The 17057-nt window shown below is 38.9% G+C and carries 13 protein-coding genes; 9 read left to right on the plus strand and 4 right to left on the minus strand.

From position 1 onward, the window contains the following. Positions 1 to 91 precede the first annotated feature (91 nt). Entirely contained in the window at positions 92 to 1441 is a 1350-nt protein-coding gene (locus tag ACWITO_RS07730) for a dihydrolipoamide acetyltransferase family protein (protein ID WP_448529418.1), read from the plus strand. A gap of 79 nt (positions 1442 to 1520) precedes the next feature. Here the strand turns inward: ACWITO_RS07730 and ACWITO_RS07735 are convergent, their stop codons facing one another. After that, entirely contained in the window at positions 1521 to 2795 is a 1275-nt protein-coding gene (locus ACWITO_RS07735; RefSeq protein WP_448529419.1) for a tetratricopeptide repeat protein, read from the minus strand. Positions 2796 to 2870: 75 nt separating this feature from the next. Between ACWITO_RS07735 and ACWITO_RS07740 the strand changes: the two genes are divergently transcribed. From ACWITO_RS07740 to ACWITO_RS07765, 6 genes are all read left to right on the plus strand, one after another. Further along, positions 2871 to 3308, plus strand: a complete 438-nt coding sequence (locus ACWITO_RS07740; RefSeq protein ID WP_448529420.1) for a hypothetical protein — start codon at positions 2871 to 2873, stop codon at positions 3306 to 3308. Positions 3309 to 3394: 86 nt separating this feature from the next. After that, complete coding sequence (locus ACWITO_RS07745; protein WP_448529421.1) at positions 3395 to 5566, plus strand: 7TM diverse intracellular signaling domain-containing protein; 2172 nt, start codon at positions 3395 to 3397, stop codon at positions 5564 to 5566. Further along, positions 5563 to 6474, plus strand: coding sequence for a hypothetical protein (locus ACWITO_RS07750; RefSeq protein WP_448529422.1), 912 nt, complete (start codon positions 5563 to 5565; stop codon positions 6472 to 6474). The genes ACWITO_RS07745 and ACWITO_RS07750 overlap by 4 nt, the downstream gene beginning before the upstream one ends. A gap of 39 nt (positions 6475 to 6513) precedes the next feature. Next, entirely contained in the window at positions 6514 to 7851 is a 1338-nt protein-coding gene (locus ACWITO_RS07755) for a dihydroorotase (RefSeq protein ID WP_448529423.1), read from the plus strand. Between the two features lie 11 nt (positions 7852 to 7862). Further along, entirely contained in the window at positions 7863 to 9281 is a 1419-nt protein-coding gene (gene rlmD, locus ACWITO_RS07760; protein ID WP_448529424.1) for a 23S rRNA (uracil(1939)-C(5))-methyltransferase RlmD, read from the plus strand. Positions 9282 to 9490: 209 nt separating this feature from the next. Continuing rightward, on the plus strand, positions 9491 to 10540 hold the full coding sequence (locus ACWITO_RS07765) for a response regulator (RefSeq protein WP_448529425.1): 1050 nt from the start codon (positions 9491 to 9493) through the stop codon (positions 10538 to 10540). 46 nt (positions 10541 to 10586) lie between these two features. Here the strand turns inward: ACWITO_RS07765 and ACWITO_RS07770 are convergent, their stop codons facing one another. Both ACWITO_RS07770 and ileS read right to left on the minus strand, forming a co-directional pair. Next, positions 10587 to 11174, minus strand: a complete 588-nt coding sequence (locus ACWITO_RS07770; RefSeq protein ID WP_448529426.1) for a VWA domain-containing protein — start codon at positions 11172 to 11174, stop codon at positions 10587 to 10589. 123 nt (positions 11175 to 11297) lie between these two features. Further along, on the minus strand, positions 11298 to 14753 hold the full coding sequence (gene ileS / locus ACWITO_RS07775; protein ID WP_448529427.1) for an isoleucine--tRNA ligase: 3456 nt from the start codon (positions 14751 to 14753) through the stop codon (positions 11298 to 11300). 347 nt (positions 14754 to 15100) lie between these two features. Here ileS and ACWITO_RS07780 point away from each other — a divergent pair, with 347 nt between their 5' ends. Continuing rightward, positions 15101 to 15709 (plus strand): DUF937 domain-containing protein, encoded by a 609-nt coding sequence (locus ACWITO_RS07780; protein ID WP_448529428.1) that lies wholly within the window; start codon positions 15101 to 15103, stop codon positions 15707 to 15709. 71 nt (positions 15710 to 15780) lie between these two features. Next, a complete protein-coding gene (locus ACWITO_RS07785) occupies positions 15781 to 16605 on the plus strand; it encodes a polysaccharide biosynthesis/export family protein (protein ID WP_448529429.1) in 825 nt (274 codons plus the stop codon). On the opposite strand, the gene ruvX is transcribed toward ACWITO_RS07785, so the two are convergent. Next, positions 16591 to 17013: a Holliday junction resolvase RuvX gene (gene ruvX, locus ACWITO_RS07790; protein ID WP_448529430.1), complete on the minus strand. Its 423-nt coding sequence runs from the start codon at positions 17011 to 17013 to the stop codon at positions 16591 to 16593. The two genes, ACWITO_RS07785 and ruvX, sit on opposite strands and share 15 nt — an antisense overlap. Positions 17014 to 17057 lie beyond the last annotated feature (44 nt).

The raw sequence follows: 17057 nt of genomic DNA on the forward strand, positions 1-17057 counted from the left end.
CACAAATATCTTTACGGGTATTTGTGCTTTTTTGTTTGGCAAATTCGGTTTAATTTGTAAATTGCCGTGCAAAAAGAAAAAATCAAAAATTATGGCTCTTGTAGAACTTCTGATGCCCAAAATGGGCGAAAGCGTTATGGAAGGAACTATCCTGAACTGGCTCAAAAAAGTTGGCGATAAAGTTGAACAAGACGAATCCATTTTGGAAGTAGCCACTGACAAAGTTGATACTGAAATCCCTTCTACCCACGCAGGAGTGTTGAAAGAAATTCTTGTCAAGGAAGGGGACGTAGTGCAAGTAGGCAAACCTATTGCTATCATTGATACAGGAGGAGGCTCTACCGAACCTACATCAAGCCCCGAAATAGAGGTGATTGCTAACCAAATTGCTGAAATTTCTGAAAAAATACAGGCTCAACCTGTAAGTAGCGAAGGGCGTTTTTATTCGCCTTTGGTGCTTAGCATTGCCAAAGAAGAAGGTATTTCAATGGCAGAACTGGAAACTATACAAGGTACGGGGCAAGAAGGCAGAGTTACCAAAAACGACATTTTGGCGTATGTAGAAGCTAAAAAATCTCAAAAAATAGCTCCACAGCCACAAGTTACTGAAACCAAAAAAGAACCTATTGTAGAGGCAAAGCCTATGGTAGAGGTAAAAATAAGCGAGCCTGTACAAGAACTTAAACCTGTGGAAACGAAAAAAACTTCTACGCCTGTGCCTATTTATGAGGGTGATGAGATTGTAGAAATGGATAGAATGAGGAAAATCATTGCCCAAAGAATGGTTGAATCCAAACATACAGCTCCTCACGTTACTTCTTTTGTAGAAGCCGATGTAACCAATCTGGTGTATTGGCGTAGAAAAGTGAAAGATGAAATGTTGCAGCGAGAAGGCGAAACGCTTACCTTTATGCCAATGTTTGTAGAGGCTATCGTGAAGGCTCTCAAAGATTATCCAATGATGAATATTTCTGTTGATGGCGACAAAATCATCAAGCGTAAGCAAATCAATATCGGAATGGCAGTAGCTTTGCCTAATGGCAATTTGATTGTACCTGTTATTCATAATGCCGATCAACTTAATTTGGTAGGGCTTACCAAGAAAATCAATGATTTGGCTCGTAGAGCAAGAGATAACAAACTCAAACCCGATGAACTTGCAGGCGGTACTTACACGGTTTCTAATGTTGGTTCTTTTGGTAATGTTTTGGGTACGCCTATTATTATGCAACCCCAAGTAGGCATTTTGGCTTTGGGAGCTATACGCAAAATTCCTGCTGTAATAGAAACACCTTTCGGCGATACTATTGGCGTAAGACATAAAATGTTCCTTTCTCATTCTTACGACCACCGTGTAGTAGATGGTGCTTTGGGAGGAATGTTTGTCAGACGCGTTGCAGACTATCTGGAAGAATTTGATTTGAACAAAAGTCTGTTTTAGTCTTTCGGCAAAAATAAAGCGATAATTTCACTGCAAGTGAAGTTATCGCTTTGCTATTGTATGAGGCTCATCATAAAAACTAAAAAATCCACAGAAACCGCTTTCTTTTAGGTTTCCCGAGTTTTTTTTCGGTGTAGGGTTGGAGTTGGGGAAGCATTTTTTCTTTGGGATAGCCGAGCTGATACGCCGAAAGAACATCTTGATGATATTCTTGCGGTGTTTTATTGAGCAAAAATTTCAGCTCTGCCACTCGGTAATGGTTTTCGGGGTTTTTCTCTTCTTGTTGGGCTAAAAAGGTATAATCGCAAAGTGCCTCTTCATAGCGTTTGAGCTGGTAGTACAAAAATGCTCTTTGGCGGAAGTATGAGAGGTCTTCGCCGTCTAAGGCTATGGCTTGTTCGGTATCTTGCAGGGCTTTGGAAAGATTTTTTTGCAAAATGTAATAAGTAGCTCTCTCAAAATACCATTCGGGGTTATCTTTGTCCAAATTTATTGCTTTACTGATAGCTTCTACGGCTTTGGGATATTGTTTGAGTTGGGCAAGACTATACGCATAGAGGCTATAATCTTGGGCGGTAATTTTTTTCTTGTCGGGCTGTTTGGAAAAATACATTTGCCACGCTTCGGTACTGGCTTGGTCTTTGCCTTGCTTAAATAAAATTTCGGCTTTGAGCTTATAGGCTTTCCAAAAACGAGGATTAAGAGCAAGTGTTTTTTTTACGTCTTCCAAAGCCTCTTTCCATTCTTCTTGCATAGCCCAAAAATTAGCCCTCAAAAAATAAATGTCAGCATCATTGGGTTTGAGGTCTATGGCTTTCTGATAGGCTCTGGAAGCCTCTTTTTTCTTACCCAATTCTTTGTAAGTTTCTGCCAGATGTACGTACAAAGAGGCTTGTAGGCTATCTTTGGGGGCTGTCTCTTCAAATTTTTCAAGATAATTTAAGGCTTTATTGTACTCTTGTAAGCCAAACCAACTAACCCCCAAGTACAAATCGTGTTCGCTATCTTTGTAGCCCAAACTATCGGCGGTAAGCAAATCGTTCAGGGCATTGTCATACTTTTTGAGTTGAACCCAAGATTTGGCTCTTTTGAAATAAGCCTCTGCTCTGCTGGAATCTGCCTTAATAGCCTTGTTGAACCAAGCAATAGCATCTTGATAGTTAGAGACTTCCCATTCGGCTTCACCTTGTTCTATCCATTGCTGTATCTGTTCGGAAGTATTGGGTTTGGCTTTTTTTTGGGCGAAAGCAAAATATACATCTGCAAGTATCAAGTAAAAAACAAAAGGTAAAAACCGCATAAAAAACATAAACCGATAGCGTTTCTGAAATGTTAATGTACAAAAAAAGTGCAAATCTGCAAAATTTGGCAAATAATTTGCTCAAAAATATTTGCTTTTCTTATGGATAGTCCTCAAACTCTATCTTTTATGAAAAAAATCTTTTGGATAGCTTTTTCTGTACTGATTTTGCTCAATGTGTATAGCGTTTTGAGCCAACAGAACTTGGATAGCAAAGTAATTTTGAAAGAAAAACTCATTCGTCAGAAATTACTGAAAAAGGGGTATGCTCCTTCTTACACGATTATTTCGGGGCATAGGAGCGAGGGTTTCAATAAAATTTTACCCCTTTCGGCAAAAAACTCTTTTCATTTGTATGGCAAAGCCATTGATTTCTGGCTTGGAGATATTAACCAAGACGGCAAAACCAATACCAAAGATGTAGATGATTTTGTGCAAGTAGTACGAGAAGTAGAAAACGAAAATCCTCAAATTATCGGAGGCATTGGGACATACAAAGGCAAGTTTTATTCAAAAATGATGGTGCATATTGACGTAAGAGGGTACAGAGCCTCGTGGAACTACTAAAAAAAACGCAAAAAACTTGTGTAATAATTTTTTTTATCCGAACTTAAAGGCTTGGTGCAAAAAATCAACCATAATTTTTGAACACAATGAAAAAAATAGGGCTTTTATTTAGCTTTCTTTTGTATAGCTTGCTGTTATTTGCCCAAGAACCTGTGGCTATTCCCGAAAAATTTGAAAAAATACAAGTAGGAAAGAAGTATTTGCGAATTTTTAAGGATAGCACTGCCTTTATGACTATCAAAGAGGTTTTGCAAAATACTGATAAATTTTTGCCTCCTAATGAAGAAAGCCCTAATTATGGATATAGCAAAGCGGCTTTTTTTGCAAAATTTCAGCTTCAAAACCCTCACAATCGTGAAAAGGAAATTTTTATAGAAATAGACTATGCCGTATTAGATGAGGTTCGTTTTTACGTTTTCAATGAAAATGGCGAAATAGTAAAAGAATTACAAACGGGAGATTGGTTGCCGTTCCGACAGAGAGATTTACAGACCAGAAATTTTGTTTTCCAAGTCAATTTACCCGCTTTTAGCACTTACAACGTGCTGATGCGTATCAAAAACGATAGCACTGTTTCATTTCCTATTTATGTATGGCAACCTGATAAGTTTATCCAAGCAGAAAGCCTTTCAATGTGGGTTTTTGGCATTTACTATGGAATAATGATAGTGATGTTGCTTTACAATTTATTTATTTACAGCGTACTCAAAGAAAGAAGTTACCTGCTTTATATTTTCAATATTTTAGCGATTTTACTTTTTCAATTTGCTTTCAACGGCATAGGCTTTCAATTCTTGTGGGGCAATTTTCCCGGCTTCAATCATTTTAATATGCCAATGGCGGCAAGTTTGCTTATTATTGCGGGGATAGCCTTTTCAAGAGACTTTTTGAGTACAGCTACCAAGCAAAAAGTTTTAGATAAAATTCTACTGATACTCATAGCGATTTCTCTGGTAGGTCTGATTTTATCTTTTGTACTTACGCAGCGTATTGTTTTAAGAGTTGCTACATTTTTTGTTTTACCAAGTTGTTTGGCTCTGCTGTATGGAGGATTTTCTTCGCTGAAAGCGGGTTTTCGTCCTGCACGCTTTTTTGTAATAGCTTGGATTGTGTATCTGATAGGTGCAATTTTGGTAGCTTTACGAGGTTTAGGACTTGCCCCCACAAGTTTTATTACAACGTATTCTATTCAGATAGGTTCGGCAATGGAAGTGATTTTGCTTTCTTTGGCTCTTGCCGATAAAATCAACACGCTTCGCCGAGAAATAGCTCAAAGAGCCTTGGAAAAAGAACGTTTGGAAAAAGAACAAGAGCGGGAGCGTAGAGAAATGATGGAGCAACAAAATGAAAAATTGGAGCAGTTAGTTGCCGCACGTACCCAAGAGCTTTACGAACAAAACAAACAAATTACGGATAGTATTCATTACGCCCAACGTATCCAGCAAGCTATTTTGCCTTCTAAAACACAACTTACACGCGTATTCCCCGAAGCCTTTATTTACTTTAAGCCTCGCGATATTGTGAGTGGCGATTTTTATTGGTTTGCCGAAAAAGATAATAAAGCCATCGTAGCGGTAGTTGATTGCACAGGACACGGCGTTCCTGGGGCTTTTATGAGTATGATTGGCAATACTCTGCTCAATCAGATTATTTTGGAAAGAGGGGTTACGCGTCCCGCTGAAATTTTGAACCAACTTCACGAAGAAATCAAATTTGCTCTCAAACAAGATGATTTAGCTGAAGAAAGTGCCCGAGACGGAATGGATATAGCCATAGTAGTTTTTCACGAATTGCATAATATTTTAGAGTTTGCGGGAGCGAATAATTCCTTGTATCTTATCAGAAATGGAGAGCTTGAGGAAATACCCGGCGATAGAATGGGGATTGGTGGCGTAAGAAAGTCCAATCAGGAGCATTTTCATAACCGAGTTATCAAATTAGGGGAAGTAGATACCTATGTTTATTTAGCTACTGATGGCTATGCCGACCAATTTGGTGGGGCAAAAGGTAGAAAGTTTTTAGGTAGTAATCTAAAAAAACTATTTGTAGAACTATCCAAAATGTCTAATTTCAAGGCTCAACACCTACACCTGAACAAAACAATGGAAGAGTGGAGGGGCGAAGAACGCCAACTTGATGACCAACTCATTATTGGGTTCAAAATTTCGGCGAATGCCAGCAGACAATTTGCCGAAACGCGTAAAGGCAAAGAATGGGCAGAACGTAAAACTACGCAACCCTTCAAATTTACAAGATGATAAAAAAAGCTATTGCTTTCGTTTTGACATATATTTTTTTTACCACCTTCGGCTTTACCCAGCAAGATAGTATTACCTACAAACCTAAACTTAAATTTCTGACAGATACTTTGCTTTTGGGTAAGCCCGTGCCTGTGGCTTTTTCTTTTGAATATCCTAAACATTGGCAGGTGGTTTTTCCTGATACAGCTTATCAATACAGCCCTTTTGAATGGCACAAAAAAGATTTCTTTCCTACCCAAACCCAAGGCTCAATTAGTAAAGATAGTGCTATTTTTTGGCTAAAAAGTTTTGAAATTGAGCCTGTACAAAAATTGCGTTTGCCAGCTTTTTACATACAACCCAATGGAGATTCTGTTTCAATTTTTTCTAACATAGACTCTATTTTTTTGAAGCAGTACATTCATTCTACTCGTTTAGATACCATTGCTCTCAAAGCAAATACGCAATATGCTGTACTGCCTACCAAACCCAATTTTCACGCTTGGGTGATAGGGCTGGTTACTTCCTTTTTTGTTTTGGCTATTGTTTGGCTTTTTTTTGGCGATTGGATAAAAAAACAAATCATTCTGCTCAATCTCAAACGAAAGCAAGTGCTTTTTGAAGATAACTTTGAGAAAGAAATGCTTAAAATTCGTACCCGAAAGCGACTGAAAGATATTGAGCAAGCTCTTATACTTTGGAAAAAACATTTAGAACAAATTGAGGGAGAGCCGTATAGCTCATTTACTTCCAGCGAAATTGTTGAAGTGTTGCAAATAGAAAAACTTGCCGAAAGCCTGCAAAACATTGATAGAGCTATTTACGGAACTATCGTGGAAGAGAGTTTGGATAAAGATTTGGCTTTTCTCAAAGCTCTTGCCAAAGAACGCTATCGCCTCAAAAAACAAGTCATCAAAAATGGTTAATCTTGTGCAAAAAGTCTTTAACTTTGCCAAAAAACGCTTATGAGCCTACTGCTTACCAACTGCCAAATTATCAATGAAGGTAAGATTTTTTCAGCGGATATTCTGATAAAAGATGGTTTCATTGAAAAAATTGCCCCACAAATTTCTGCTCATTTAGCCCAAAAGGTGATTGATGTAGCAGGAAAAGCTCTCTTGCCCGGTGTAATTGATGACCAAGTGCATTTTCGCGAGCCTGGGCTTACTCACAAGGCTACTATTTATACTGAAGCCAAAGCCGCCGTGGCAGGAGGAACAACAACTTTTATGGAAATGCCCAATACCGTTCCCAATGCCCTTACCCAAGAGCTATTGGCTCAGAAATATGAAATAGCTCGTCAGACTTCTCTTGCCAATTATTCTTTTTATATGGGAACTTCCAACGACAATTTGGAAGAAATCCTCAAAACCAATCCTCGTGATGTGTGTGGCGTAAAAATATTTATGGGCAGTTCTACGGGAAATATGCTCGTGGATAATCCCAAAACTTTGGAAGCAGTATTTAGCCAAAGCCCTATGCTGATAGCTACTCATTGCGAAGATGAGGAAACAATCCACAAGCAAAGCGAAATATACCGAAATAAATACGGCGACAATGTTCCTGCCGCTTGCCACCCCGAAATTCGTAATGTAGAGGCTTGCTTGAAATCTTCAAAATTTGCCGTAGAACTTGCTAAAAAATACAATACCCGCCTGCACGTGTTGCATATTACTACTGCCGATGAAGTAGCACTTTTCCGAAATGATATTCCTTTGCACCAAAAACGTATTACTTCCGAAGTGTGTGTGCATCATTTGTGGTTCAATAAGCAAGATTATGAGCGTTTGGGGCATCAAATTAAGTGTAACCCTGCTATCAAGGAGGCTTATCATCAAGAGGCTCTTTGGCAGGCACTTCTGAACGATAACTTTGATGTAATAGCCACCGACCACGCCCCTCATACTTGGGACGAGAAATCGCAAAACTACTGGAAAGCCCCTTCAGGTCTGCCACTGATACAATTTTCCTTGCAAATGATGTTGGAGTTTTACAAACAAGGCAAAATTTCTTTGGAAAAAATTGTAGAAAAAATGTCGCATAACGTAGCTGTTTGCTTTCAAATAGAAAAACGCGGCTTTATTCGTGAAGGCTATTGGGCAGATTTGGTTGTGGTGGATTTAGAAAAACCTTGTGCGGTAAAAAAAGAAAATTTACTCTATAAATGTGCTTGGTCGCCTTTGGAAGGATATACTTTCCAAACTTCGGTAGAAAGTACAATTGTTTCGGGGCATCTGGTGTATCATCAGGGCGTATTTGATGAAAGCAAAAAAGGCGAAAGATTGCTGTTTGAAAGAAATTGAGTAGGATAATTATGCGAAAAAAAAAGCAGAACAAAATAATACTTGAAAAAATATTCATAGAAAAACCTGTTGCTGAGGGGCGTTGTTTGGCTCGTTATGAAGATAGGGTGATTTTAGTAGAGGGCAATATCGCCCCGCAGGATATTGCAGACCTTGAAATTTTTAAGAAAAAATCTAATTATTGGCTGGCTAAACCTACGCATATTCATCAGCCCTCACCTTTTCGTCAGGAGCCTTTTTGTAAGCATTATGGCGAGTGCGGAGGTTGTAAATGGCAACATCTACGCTATGAAAAGCAATTGGAACAAAAACAACAAGAAGTAATAGATGCCCTTGAAAGGATTGCCAAAGTGCCTTTTCCTGCTGTAAAACCAATTTTGGCTTCCCCGCAAACACAATTTTATCGGAATAAATTGGAATTTACTTTTTCCAATAGTCGTTGGCTTTCTAATCAGGAAATTGCCACAGGTCAGATTTTTGAAAAAAATGCTTTAGGCTTTCACGTTCCTGAACGCTTTGATAAAATCGTAGATATAGAAACCTGTTATTTGCAAGATGATTTTTCCAATCAAGTTCGGAATAGTTTGCGAGATTTTGCCCTAAAGCAGAATTTTAGCTTTTATGACCTCAAAAGTCATAGAGGCTTTCTGAGAAATTTGGTTGTTCGCAATACCAATACGGGGGAGTGGCTTGTACTTGTAATTTTTGCAGAAAAGAACTTGCCTGCCATTGAGCAAACAATGCGGTTCTTGCAGGAGAGATTTCCGCAAATTACTTCTTTGCAATATGCTATCAATCAGAAAAAAAATGATAGCTATCACGACCAAGAAATTCAAGTTTTTGCGGGAAAATCTTATATCAGGGCTACAATGGAAGATTTGGAGTTTCGTATCAGTCCCAAATCTTTCTACCAAACCAATTCTGAGCAGGCTTACAGGCTCTATTGTGTGGCAAGAGATTTTGCAGACTTGCAAGGCGATGAAGTGGTGTATGACCTCTATACGGGTACAGGCACAATTGCTAATTTTGTGGCTCGTAAAGCCAAAAAAGTGATAGGTATTGAGTATGTTCCTGATGCCATTGAAGATGCAAAGATAAATTCGGAAATAAACGGCATAAGCAATACTGAATTTTTTGCAGGAGATATTAAAGATTTGCTCAACGAAAATTTTGTACAAAAGTACGGAAAACCTGATGTAATTATCACAGACCCGCCCCGAGCGGGTATGCACGAAAGCGTAGTGAAAACCATTTTAGAACTAGAGCCACAAAAAATTGTATATGTAAGTTGCAACCCTGCTACTCAAGCTCGTGATGTGGCAATGCTTGCCGAAAAATACCAAATTACGGCTGTGCAACCTGTGGATATGTTTCCGCATACTTATCACGTAGAAAATGTTTTGCAAATGAAAAGAAAAGTAAAGTTTTAGGGGGGAATTTCTGAAGTCGTAATATTATTTACGTTCCAAAGATTCATCGTTTGATGTTTAAGCCTTTAAGGGCTTTATCTCTCATTTTTTCTTTCTCTATCCGACATCTTTTTTCTAAAATCCTGTTTCCTGTATCTTACTTCCAATTCATCTTGTCTTTTTCGGAAAAATTACTTATCATTGCATAGTTTTACACCAAACCTTTCGCTATGGCTACTAAAACCATTCTTTTGATAGAAGATAACGAAGAAATTCGTGAGAATACAGCCGAAATGCTGGAACTTGCAGGCTATCGGGTACAAACTGCCGAAAATGGTAAAATAGGAGTAGAGAAAGCTCTTGCCGAAAAGCCTGATTTGGTAATCTGCGATATTATGATGCCCGTAATGGACGGATACGGGGTTTTACAAATTTTTATGCACAACCCTGAACTCTCACCTATTCCGTTTATATTTCTTACCGCTAAAACGGAGCGTTCTGATATTCGTAAAGGTATGGAAATGGGGGCAGACGATTATCTGACCAAGCCCTTTTCGGAAGCAGAGCTATTGGGAGCGGTAGAAAGTCGTCTCAAACGCAATGAAAATCTGAAAAAAAATACGACCACCGAACCCGAATTTGAAGCCTTTTGGAACGAAACTAAAGCCGATTCTGAGCTACAATCATTGATTTCGGATAGAAAAATTTTTCATTTTAAGAAAAAGCAAATCATTTATGCCGAAGGCAATGAGGCAAATAAATTGTATTATGTGCAGAAAGGCAAAATAAAGACCTATCAATCTACTGCCGATGGCAAAGAGTTTATTACGGCTATTTTTTGTGAAGGAGATTTCTTTGGTTACATACCTATATTAGAAGATACACCACATACCGATACTGCCGAAACCTTGGAAGAGAGTGATTTGGTCGCTATCCCTAAAAATGAATTTCTGACCATTTTGCATAAAAAGCAAAGCGTAGCACAGAAATTTATCCGTATGCTGGCTGGGGCGGTGGCAGAAAAAGAAAAATTCCTGACCTCAATGGCATACAATTCTTTACGTAAGCGTATTGCCGAAACTTTGGTAATGCTAAACGAAAAATATAAAAATCAGGCGGGAATGTATATTTCCCGTGATAACTTGGCTTCGGTGGTGGGTACAGCAACCGAATCGCTTATTCGTACATTGAGCGATTTTAAGCAAGAAGGCTTAATTGAAATTCAGGAAGGGAAAATTGTCTTGAAAAACCCGCAGAAACTCGCAAGTTTGAAATATTAAGCAAAAAAGCGATAACATCATTTCATATGTTATCGCTTTTTTTAGTTTAATCAGTAAAGGCTTTTTCAAAGATTTGAGTGAGGGAGTACTCTTCCATTTCTTCCAAAGTTACGGTATCTACTATATCCAGAGCCGCACCTGCCTTCGTGAGGTCATCGTCGAGGGTTTTAAGAAAATCGGTAGCGGCGGGGTCTGTGCCTACTTGGATAAAAGAAATAGCCAGCTCACTTCTATCCTTGATTTTATGCGACATTTTCGCTATTGCCTGAGCAACCGTTTCACGATTATCAGGTTCGCCATCAGTAACTACCAGCACCAATTCGGGTTCGGTACTGCCTTTGGCTTTGCGGTCTGCAATTTGGCTAAACAAATCTTCCAATACTTCCCCTAATTCTGTACCTCCTCCGGGTTCGTTTTCGTCATAGATTTCCGTAACTTTGGCGGCAGTTACTTTCTCATATTTTTTGAAACGCCCCGCAAACATATACAAGGTCATTCCTTCGGGGTCTTTCTGTTCGGCTTTGTAGGCAAGAGCTGTGATAGCTTCTTTGCAAGCCTCCCAGCGAGAACGTCCATTTTTTTGGTCGCGTATGGTCATTGAGCCACTTTTATCCAGTATAAGCGTACATTTCATAAATTTTATGCAAAAGTTTGACTTGCTATTTTATACAAAACATTTGAAACCACCAAAAAAAGCGATTTATTTGCGTGTAATTTTTTCAATAAAAAACTGATTATCAGAGTTTAATAAAAAAAACTATACTTTACTGACTGCTACTTTTACTTTGAGTTCGTCAATTTCTACTTCATCGGCATTACCATTAAGGGTGGGTGTCAAGCCAAAAACAACGGCTTGCACTTCGCCTGCGATATAATCTTTGTGCTTTTCAAGAGCAGTGTCAATTTCGGGAGTACTGCGTTCAATAAACACCTGGATTTTATCAGCTACTTCCAAGTTCTTTTCTTTGCGTAAATTTTGCAAACGATTTACCATTTCGCGAGCAATGCCTTCGTAACGCAAGTCGTCTGTAACCGTAATATCCAGAGCCACCGTAAGACCTTTTTCGCTTAGCACCGACCAGCCTGCAATTTCACTTGCTTCAATAATTACATCGTCCATTGTGAGTGTAATGAAACCATCTGAAATTTGAGCTTCAAAAAGTCCTTCACGCTCCAATTGATTTATATCGGCTTGGCTAAAATTCTGAATAATGCCAGCTACTTCCTTCATTTTAGCCTTGTAAATCTCGCCCAAACGCTTAAAGTTCGGCTTGATTTTCTTAACAAGCACCCCCGAAGTATCATCAACGTATTCAATGGCTTTGATATTTACTTCTGTCTTGATGAGTTCGGCTACCTGACTGATTTGCTCTTTCAGTTTAGGATTTAGCACAGGAATAAGAATACGGCTCAAAGGCTGTCTTACCTTGATTTTTTCTTTTTTACGCAAGGCGTGTGTGAGTGAGCAGATTTGTTGAGCCAGCTCCATTTTTTGCTCTAAATCTTTATCAATGAGCTTTTCGTTGGCTTTTTGCCAGTTTGTGAGGTGTACAGAAACCTCACCTCCCAGCCTCCTCTCCAAAGGAGAGAAGTAGTTTCCAGCTTCCTCTTCTTTGGGGGCAGTTAAGTTTCTATACAAGAAATCGGCGTAAAAAGGGGCAATAGGCGACATCATTTGGGAAACCACTTTCAAACACTCAAAAAGAGTTTCATAAGCGGCTTGCTTATCGGCTGTCATTTCGCCTACCCAAAAACGCTTCCGAGAAAGACGTACATACCAATTGGAAAGATGTTCTGTTACAAAATCGCTCACGGCACGAGCGGCTTTGGTAGGTTCGTACTCTTCGTAAGCCTTTTCTACTTCTAAAATGGTTGTTTGCAGTTTGGAAATAATCCATTTGTCAAGTTCAGAAGCATTTTGGGGGAGTTCAAAATTTTGTTTTTTAGGAATAAATCTATCCAGATTGGCATAAAGAGCAAAGAAATTGTAAGTATTGTGTAGCGTACCAAAAAATTTATTTCGTACTTCTACTACGCCGTCCAAATCAAATTTCAGATTATCCCAGGGGTTGGCGTTTTCAACCATATACCACCGCACTGTATCGGCACCGTATTTTTCAAGGGTTTCAAAAGGATTGATAACATTGCCTTTGGATTTGGACATTTTTTCGCCATTTTTATCCAAAACCAAACCTGTGGAAACTACATTCTTGAAGGCAACGCTATCAAAAAGCATCACAGCAAGAGCGTGAAGGGTAAAAAACCAGCCCCTTGTCTGATCAACCCCTTCGGAAATAAAATCGGCGGGGAATTGCTTCACTCTTTGCCCTTCTTCTTTGGAAAGTGGAGAAAAAGGATAATGCCATTGAGCATAGGGCATAGCTCCGCTATCAAACCAAACATCAATCAAATCTGGCTCACGATACATTTTTTCGCCTTTTTCAGAAACTAAAACAATTCTATCCACATAAGGTCGGTGCAAATCGGGCAGTTCGGTAGGTTGTTCTAAACCTAAAACTTGATTTGCTTTTTCTATTTCTGATTTTAATTCGGCAAGTGAGCCAATACATTTTTCTTCGCTTCCGTCTTCGGTTCGCCAAATAGGCAAGGGCGTACCCCAATAGCGTGAGCGTGATAAGTTCCAATCTACCAGATTTTCCAACCAACTGCCAAAGCGTCCCGTTCCTGTACTTTCGGGCTTCCAGTTGATAGTCTTGTTGAGTTCTACCATTCTATCTTTGAGGGCAGTGGTACGAATAAACCAACTATCCAAAGGATAGTACAAAACAGGTTTGCCTGTACGCCAACAATGCGGGTAGCTGTGCAGATATTTTTCTACTTTGAACGCTTTGTTTTCTTCTTTGAGAATAATAGAGATAATAACATCAGTAGATTTGTAATTTTCCAGCTTTTCGTCTTCGGAAAGATAATTTTTTACGTAAAAATCATTTTCTCCAAATTCTTTATGCGTTTTGATGCTGTACTTTTTAATGCCTTCGGCTAAATGCTTGCCTACTTCTTTGACAAACTTTCCTTTTTTATCTACAAGTGGCGAGAGTTTGCCGTTTTCGTCAAGTACCAGCACCGAAGGTACGCCATTGGCTTTACACACACGGAAGTCGTCAGCCCCAAACACCGAAGCCGTATGCACTACGCCTGTACCATCTTCGGTAGTTACAAAATCGCCTGCAATTACCCTGAAAGCATTTTTCTGCAAATCTTCATTGCATACATAAGGCATTAGTTGCTCGTAGCGAATTTCCAGCAGGTCTTTTCCCTGAAATTCTTTTACAATTTCAAAAGGAAGGAGTTTATCGCCTGCTTTGTAGTCGGAAAGTTTGAGGTCTTTGGCTTTATCAGAAAAATATTTGGGTACTAAATCTTTGGCTAAAACTACCGAAACAGGCTTGTGCGTGTAAGGGTTGAAGGTTTTAATTTTGACATAGGTAATTTGCTCGCCTACTGCCAAAGCACAATTGGAAGGCAATGTCCAAGGGGTGGTTGTCCAAGCTAAAATACGGACATCTTCGCTTTCCGTTTCAAAGAGAAAAGAGGATTTTTCATTCAAAATAACCTTAAATTGTGCAACAATTGATGTATCGGAAACATCTTGGTAGGTGCCTGGGTAATTTAGCTCGTGAGAGCTTAAACCCGTACCTGCGGCGGGTGAATAGGGTTGCACCGTGTAGCCTTTGTAGAGCAAACCTTTTTCGTAGAGTTTTTTGAGCAGATACCAAAGGCTTTCTATGTAAGTGTTTTCATAGGTAATGTAAGGATTTTTCAAATCTACCCAATAGCCCATTTTTTCGGTAAGGTCGTTCCATTGGTCGGTATACATCATTACGGTTTCTCGGCACTTTTGGTTGTAATCTTCAATAGAAATTTTTACACCAATATCTTCTTTCGTAATGCCCAAAGCCTTCTCTACTTGCAACTCTACGGGCAAGCCGTGTGTATCCCAACCACCTTTACGCTCTACACGAAAGCCTTTGAGGGTTTTGTAACGGCAAAAAATATCTTTAATGGTGCGAGCCATTACGTGATGAATACCGGGTGTTCCATTGGCAGAAGGAGGTCCTTCATAGAAAACAAATTCAGGGGCTTTTTCTCTTTGAGCTATGGATTTTTCAAAAATATGGTTTTCTTGCCAAAATTTCAGCACATCTTGGGCTACTTCGGCGTAATGCAAATTTTTGTGTTCGGGATACAACATAACCAAATCAAATTAAACATTCAGAGCTGATTGGAGAGGCAAAATTAGGAAAAAATTGTAAGTCTGCAAATTACAATTCTGTTTTGAGGGGTTATTATCCTACTTTGTAATTATTTACGTTCAAAAAGTTTAAGTGTTCAAGCGTTTGAGATAAAAGCTAAATATCCAAATGTTCTAAATCCTGTTTCCTTACCGAAAACTATACCTAAACAATTATCCTACTTTTTATTTTACCCCTATCGCAAAATAGTCCAAATATTTACAAATTTTTTTTGATATGTTTTTGGTTTTTTCGTCTAAAATGTTGAACTTGTAAGAGTTTTTTAAGAAATCAAAACAAAATTCTAATGGAAAATCTATTTCAAAACCTAACAGGGCTATTGCAGGGCGATACGCTCAAAAATATGGCTCAACAATTTGGCGTAAATGAAGAAACGGTTCAGAAAGTGGTGGCTATGGGCTTACCTATGATAATCGGCGGTTTGAATAAAAATGTTCAACAAGAAGAAGGAGCAAAGTCTTTGGATAAAGCCCTTGAAAAACACGATGGAAGCCTTCTGAACAACATTACTTCGGCATTGGCAAGCAACTCTCAAAATATTATCCAAGACGGAATGAAAATTTTGGGACACGTTTTGGGCAATACCCAGCAAAATGCTCAAAACCAAATCAGTAAAACTTCGGGAGTGAGTATGGAAACCGTAGGCAATATTCTGGCTACTGCCGCTCCTATTGTTTTGAGCTTCTTGGGGCAACAGAAAAAACAGCAAGGTTTAGATGTAAAAGGAGTAGTAAATATTGTAAATACTACGGCACAGCAGGCCCCTCAGCAAGAAATGAGCCTTGTACAAAAGTTTTTGGATAGAAATGGTGATGGCAATATCTGGGACGATGTTGTGGATATTGGTTCTAAATTTATGAATAGCTTTTTCAGCAATAAAAACGAGAAAAAATAAAATCTTTTTGGCTAAATGCTTATATTGCCAACAAATTCTGAAAATGAGTTTGTTGGCTTTTTTACAAAGATATGAGAGTTTTACAATTACTATTTTTTTCGGCTTTGTTCGCTTCTTGCCGCATTTACAACCAAAATATAATGTTCAAAACCAACGGCGATTTGATTTACGACAAGATGCTTCTTGCCAAAATGAACGCCGAGGACAACTATCGTATTCAGCCTTTTGATAGATTGGTTTTTCGTCTTTACAGCAATCAGGGGCAACTTATTCAGTATATTGGTGCGTTGGAAGGGATAAATCCGCCAGACCCTACCACAGGCACAGGCAACCCTAATTTACTAAACCAACAGCAACAACAGCAAAATCCTAATAATCCTGTAAATTTTACAGCTTACACCGTACAAGTAGATGGCAATGTATATTTGCCTGTGGTGGGGGCAGTACCGCTGGAAGGACTTACGGCTCGCCAAGCCGATAGTTTGCTTTCTATTAAATATGCGGTTTTGTATAAAAATTGCTTTGTCAGAACGCAGTTTCTCAATAAAAGAGTAATTGTTTTCAAAGGGGCAAAGGGCGAAGTAGTGCCTCTGCTCAATGAAAATACTACACTTGTAGAAATTTTGGCTCAGACAGGCGGTATGCCCAACGATACACGTGCTACCAATATCCGTCTGATACGTGGCGACTTGAAAAACCCGAATGTTTTTGTGATTGACCTCTCTACTGTGGAAGGAATGAGAAGGGTTAATTTGCAACTACAGCCCGATGATATTATCTATGTAGAGCCTATTCGTAAAACCTTCATAGAGGCGGTTAGTGATGTTTCGCCTGTTATTAGTCTTGTTACGAGTATGGCAACTTTTGTGCTGACTATATTCTTACTGACGCGTTAGTTTGCGTTGTTCCAAGAAGTCTTGTAGTATAATGGTCGCACTGATTTTATCCAAATTTCCTGTTTCTTTGCGGCGGTCTTTCTTTTTGCTACCTGCCGAAAGCATTGTTTGCATAGCCATTTTGCTCGTAAAACTCTCATCTACAAAAAAAATCGGTATTTGAGGAAATTTGCTTTCAATTTTGCTAACGAAACTTTCTATGGCGAGCGTTCTTTCGTTCTGAATGGTAGCATTGGGTTTGCCAATTACAAAAGCCTCAACTTGTTCTTTTTGCAAATATTTTTCTAAAAAATCAAAAATTTCGCTTGTAGCTATGGTTTCCAGAGCCGTAGCAATGATTTGCTCATTGTCCGTAACGGCAAGTCCTACTCGTTTGGAGCCATAATCTATGGCAAGAATACGGGGCATAAAATTGGGAGTTTTGTGCTAATAATGTGAGCCTGAAAATAAAA

This window comes from Raineya sp., from assembly GCF_053497555.1.

What these genes read in the sequence shown, in the direction of transcription:
- ruvX (WP_448529430.1), bottom strand. Translation starts at nt 17,013, where the DNA reads ATGCCCCGTATTCTTGCCATAGATTATGGCTCCAAACGAGTAGGACTT.
- ACWITO_RS07730 (WP_448529418.1), top strand. Translation starts at nt 92, where the DNA reads ATGGCTCTTGTAGAACTTCTGATGCCCAAAATGGGCGAAAGCGTTATG.
- ileS (WP_448529427.1), bottom strand. Translation starts at nt 14,753, where the DNA reads ATGTTGTATCCCGAACACAAAAATTTGCATTACGCCGAAGTAGCCCAA.
- ACWITO_RS07755 (WP_448529423.1), top strand. Translation starts at nt 6,514, where the DNA reads ATGAGCCTACTGCTTACCAACTGCCAAATTATCAATGAAGGTAAGATT.
- ACWITO_RS07750 (WP_448529422.1), top strand. Translation starts at nt 5,563, where the DNA reads ATGATAAAAAAAGCTATTGCTTTCGTTTTGACATATATTTTTTTTACC.
- ACWITO_RS07740 (WP_448529420.1), top strand. Translation starts at nt 2,871, where the DNA reads ATGAAAAAAATCTTTTGGATAGCTTTTTCTGTACTGATTTTGCTCAAT.
- ACWITO_RS07780 (WP_448529428.1), top strand. Translation starts at nt 15,101, where the DNA reads ATGGAAAATCTATTTCAAAACCTAACAGGGCTATTGCAGGGCGATACG.
- ACWITO_RS07765 (WP_448529425.1), top strand. Translation starts at nt 9,491, where the DNA reads ATGGCTACTAAAACCATTCTTTTGATAGAAGATAACGAAGAAATTCGT.
- ACWITO_RS07785 (WP_448529429.1), top strand. Translation starts at nt 15,781, where the DNA reads ATGAGAGTTTTACAATTACTATTTTTTTCGGCTTTGTTCGCTTCTTGC.
- rlmD (WP_448529424.1), top strand. Translation starts at nt 7,863, where the DNA reads ATGCGAAAAAAAAAGCAGAACAAAATAATACTTGAAAAAATATTCATA.
- ACWITO_RS07745 (WP_448529421.1), top strand. Translation starts at nt 3,395, where the DNA reads ATGAAAAAAATAGGGCTTTTATTTAGCTTTCTTTTGTATAGCTTGCTG.
- ACWITO_RS07770 (WP_448529426.1), bottom strand. Translation starts at nt 11,174, where the DNA reads ATGAAATGTACGCTTATACTGGATAAAAGTGGCTCAATGACCATACGC.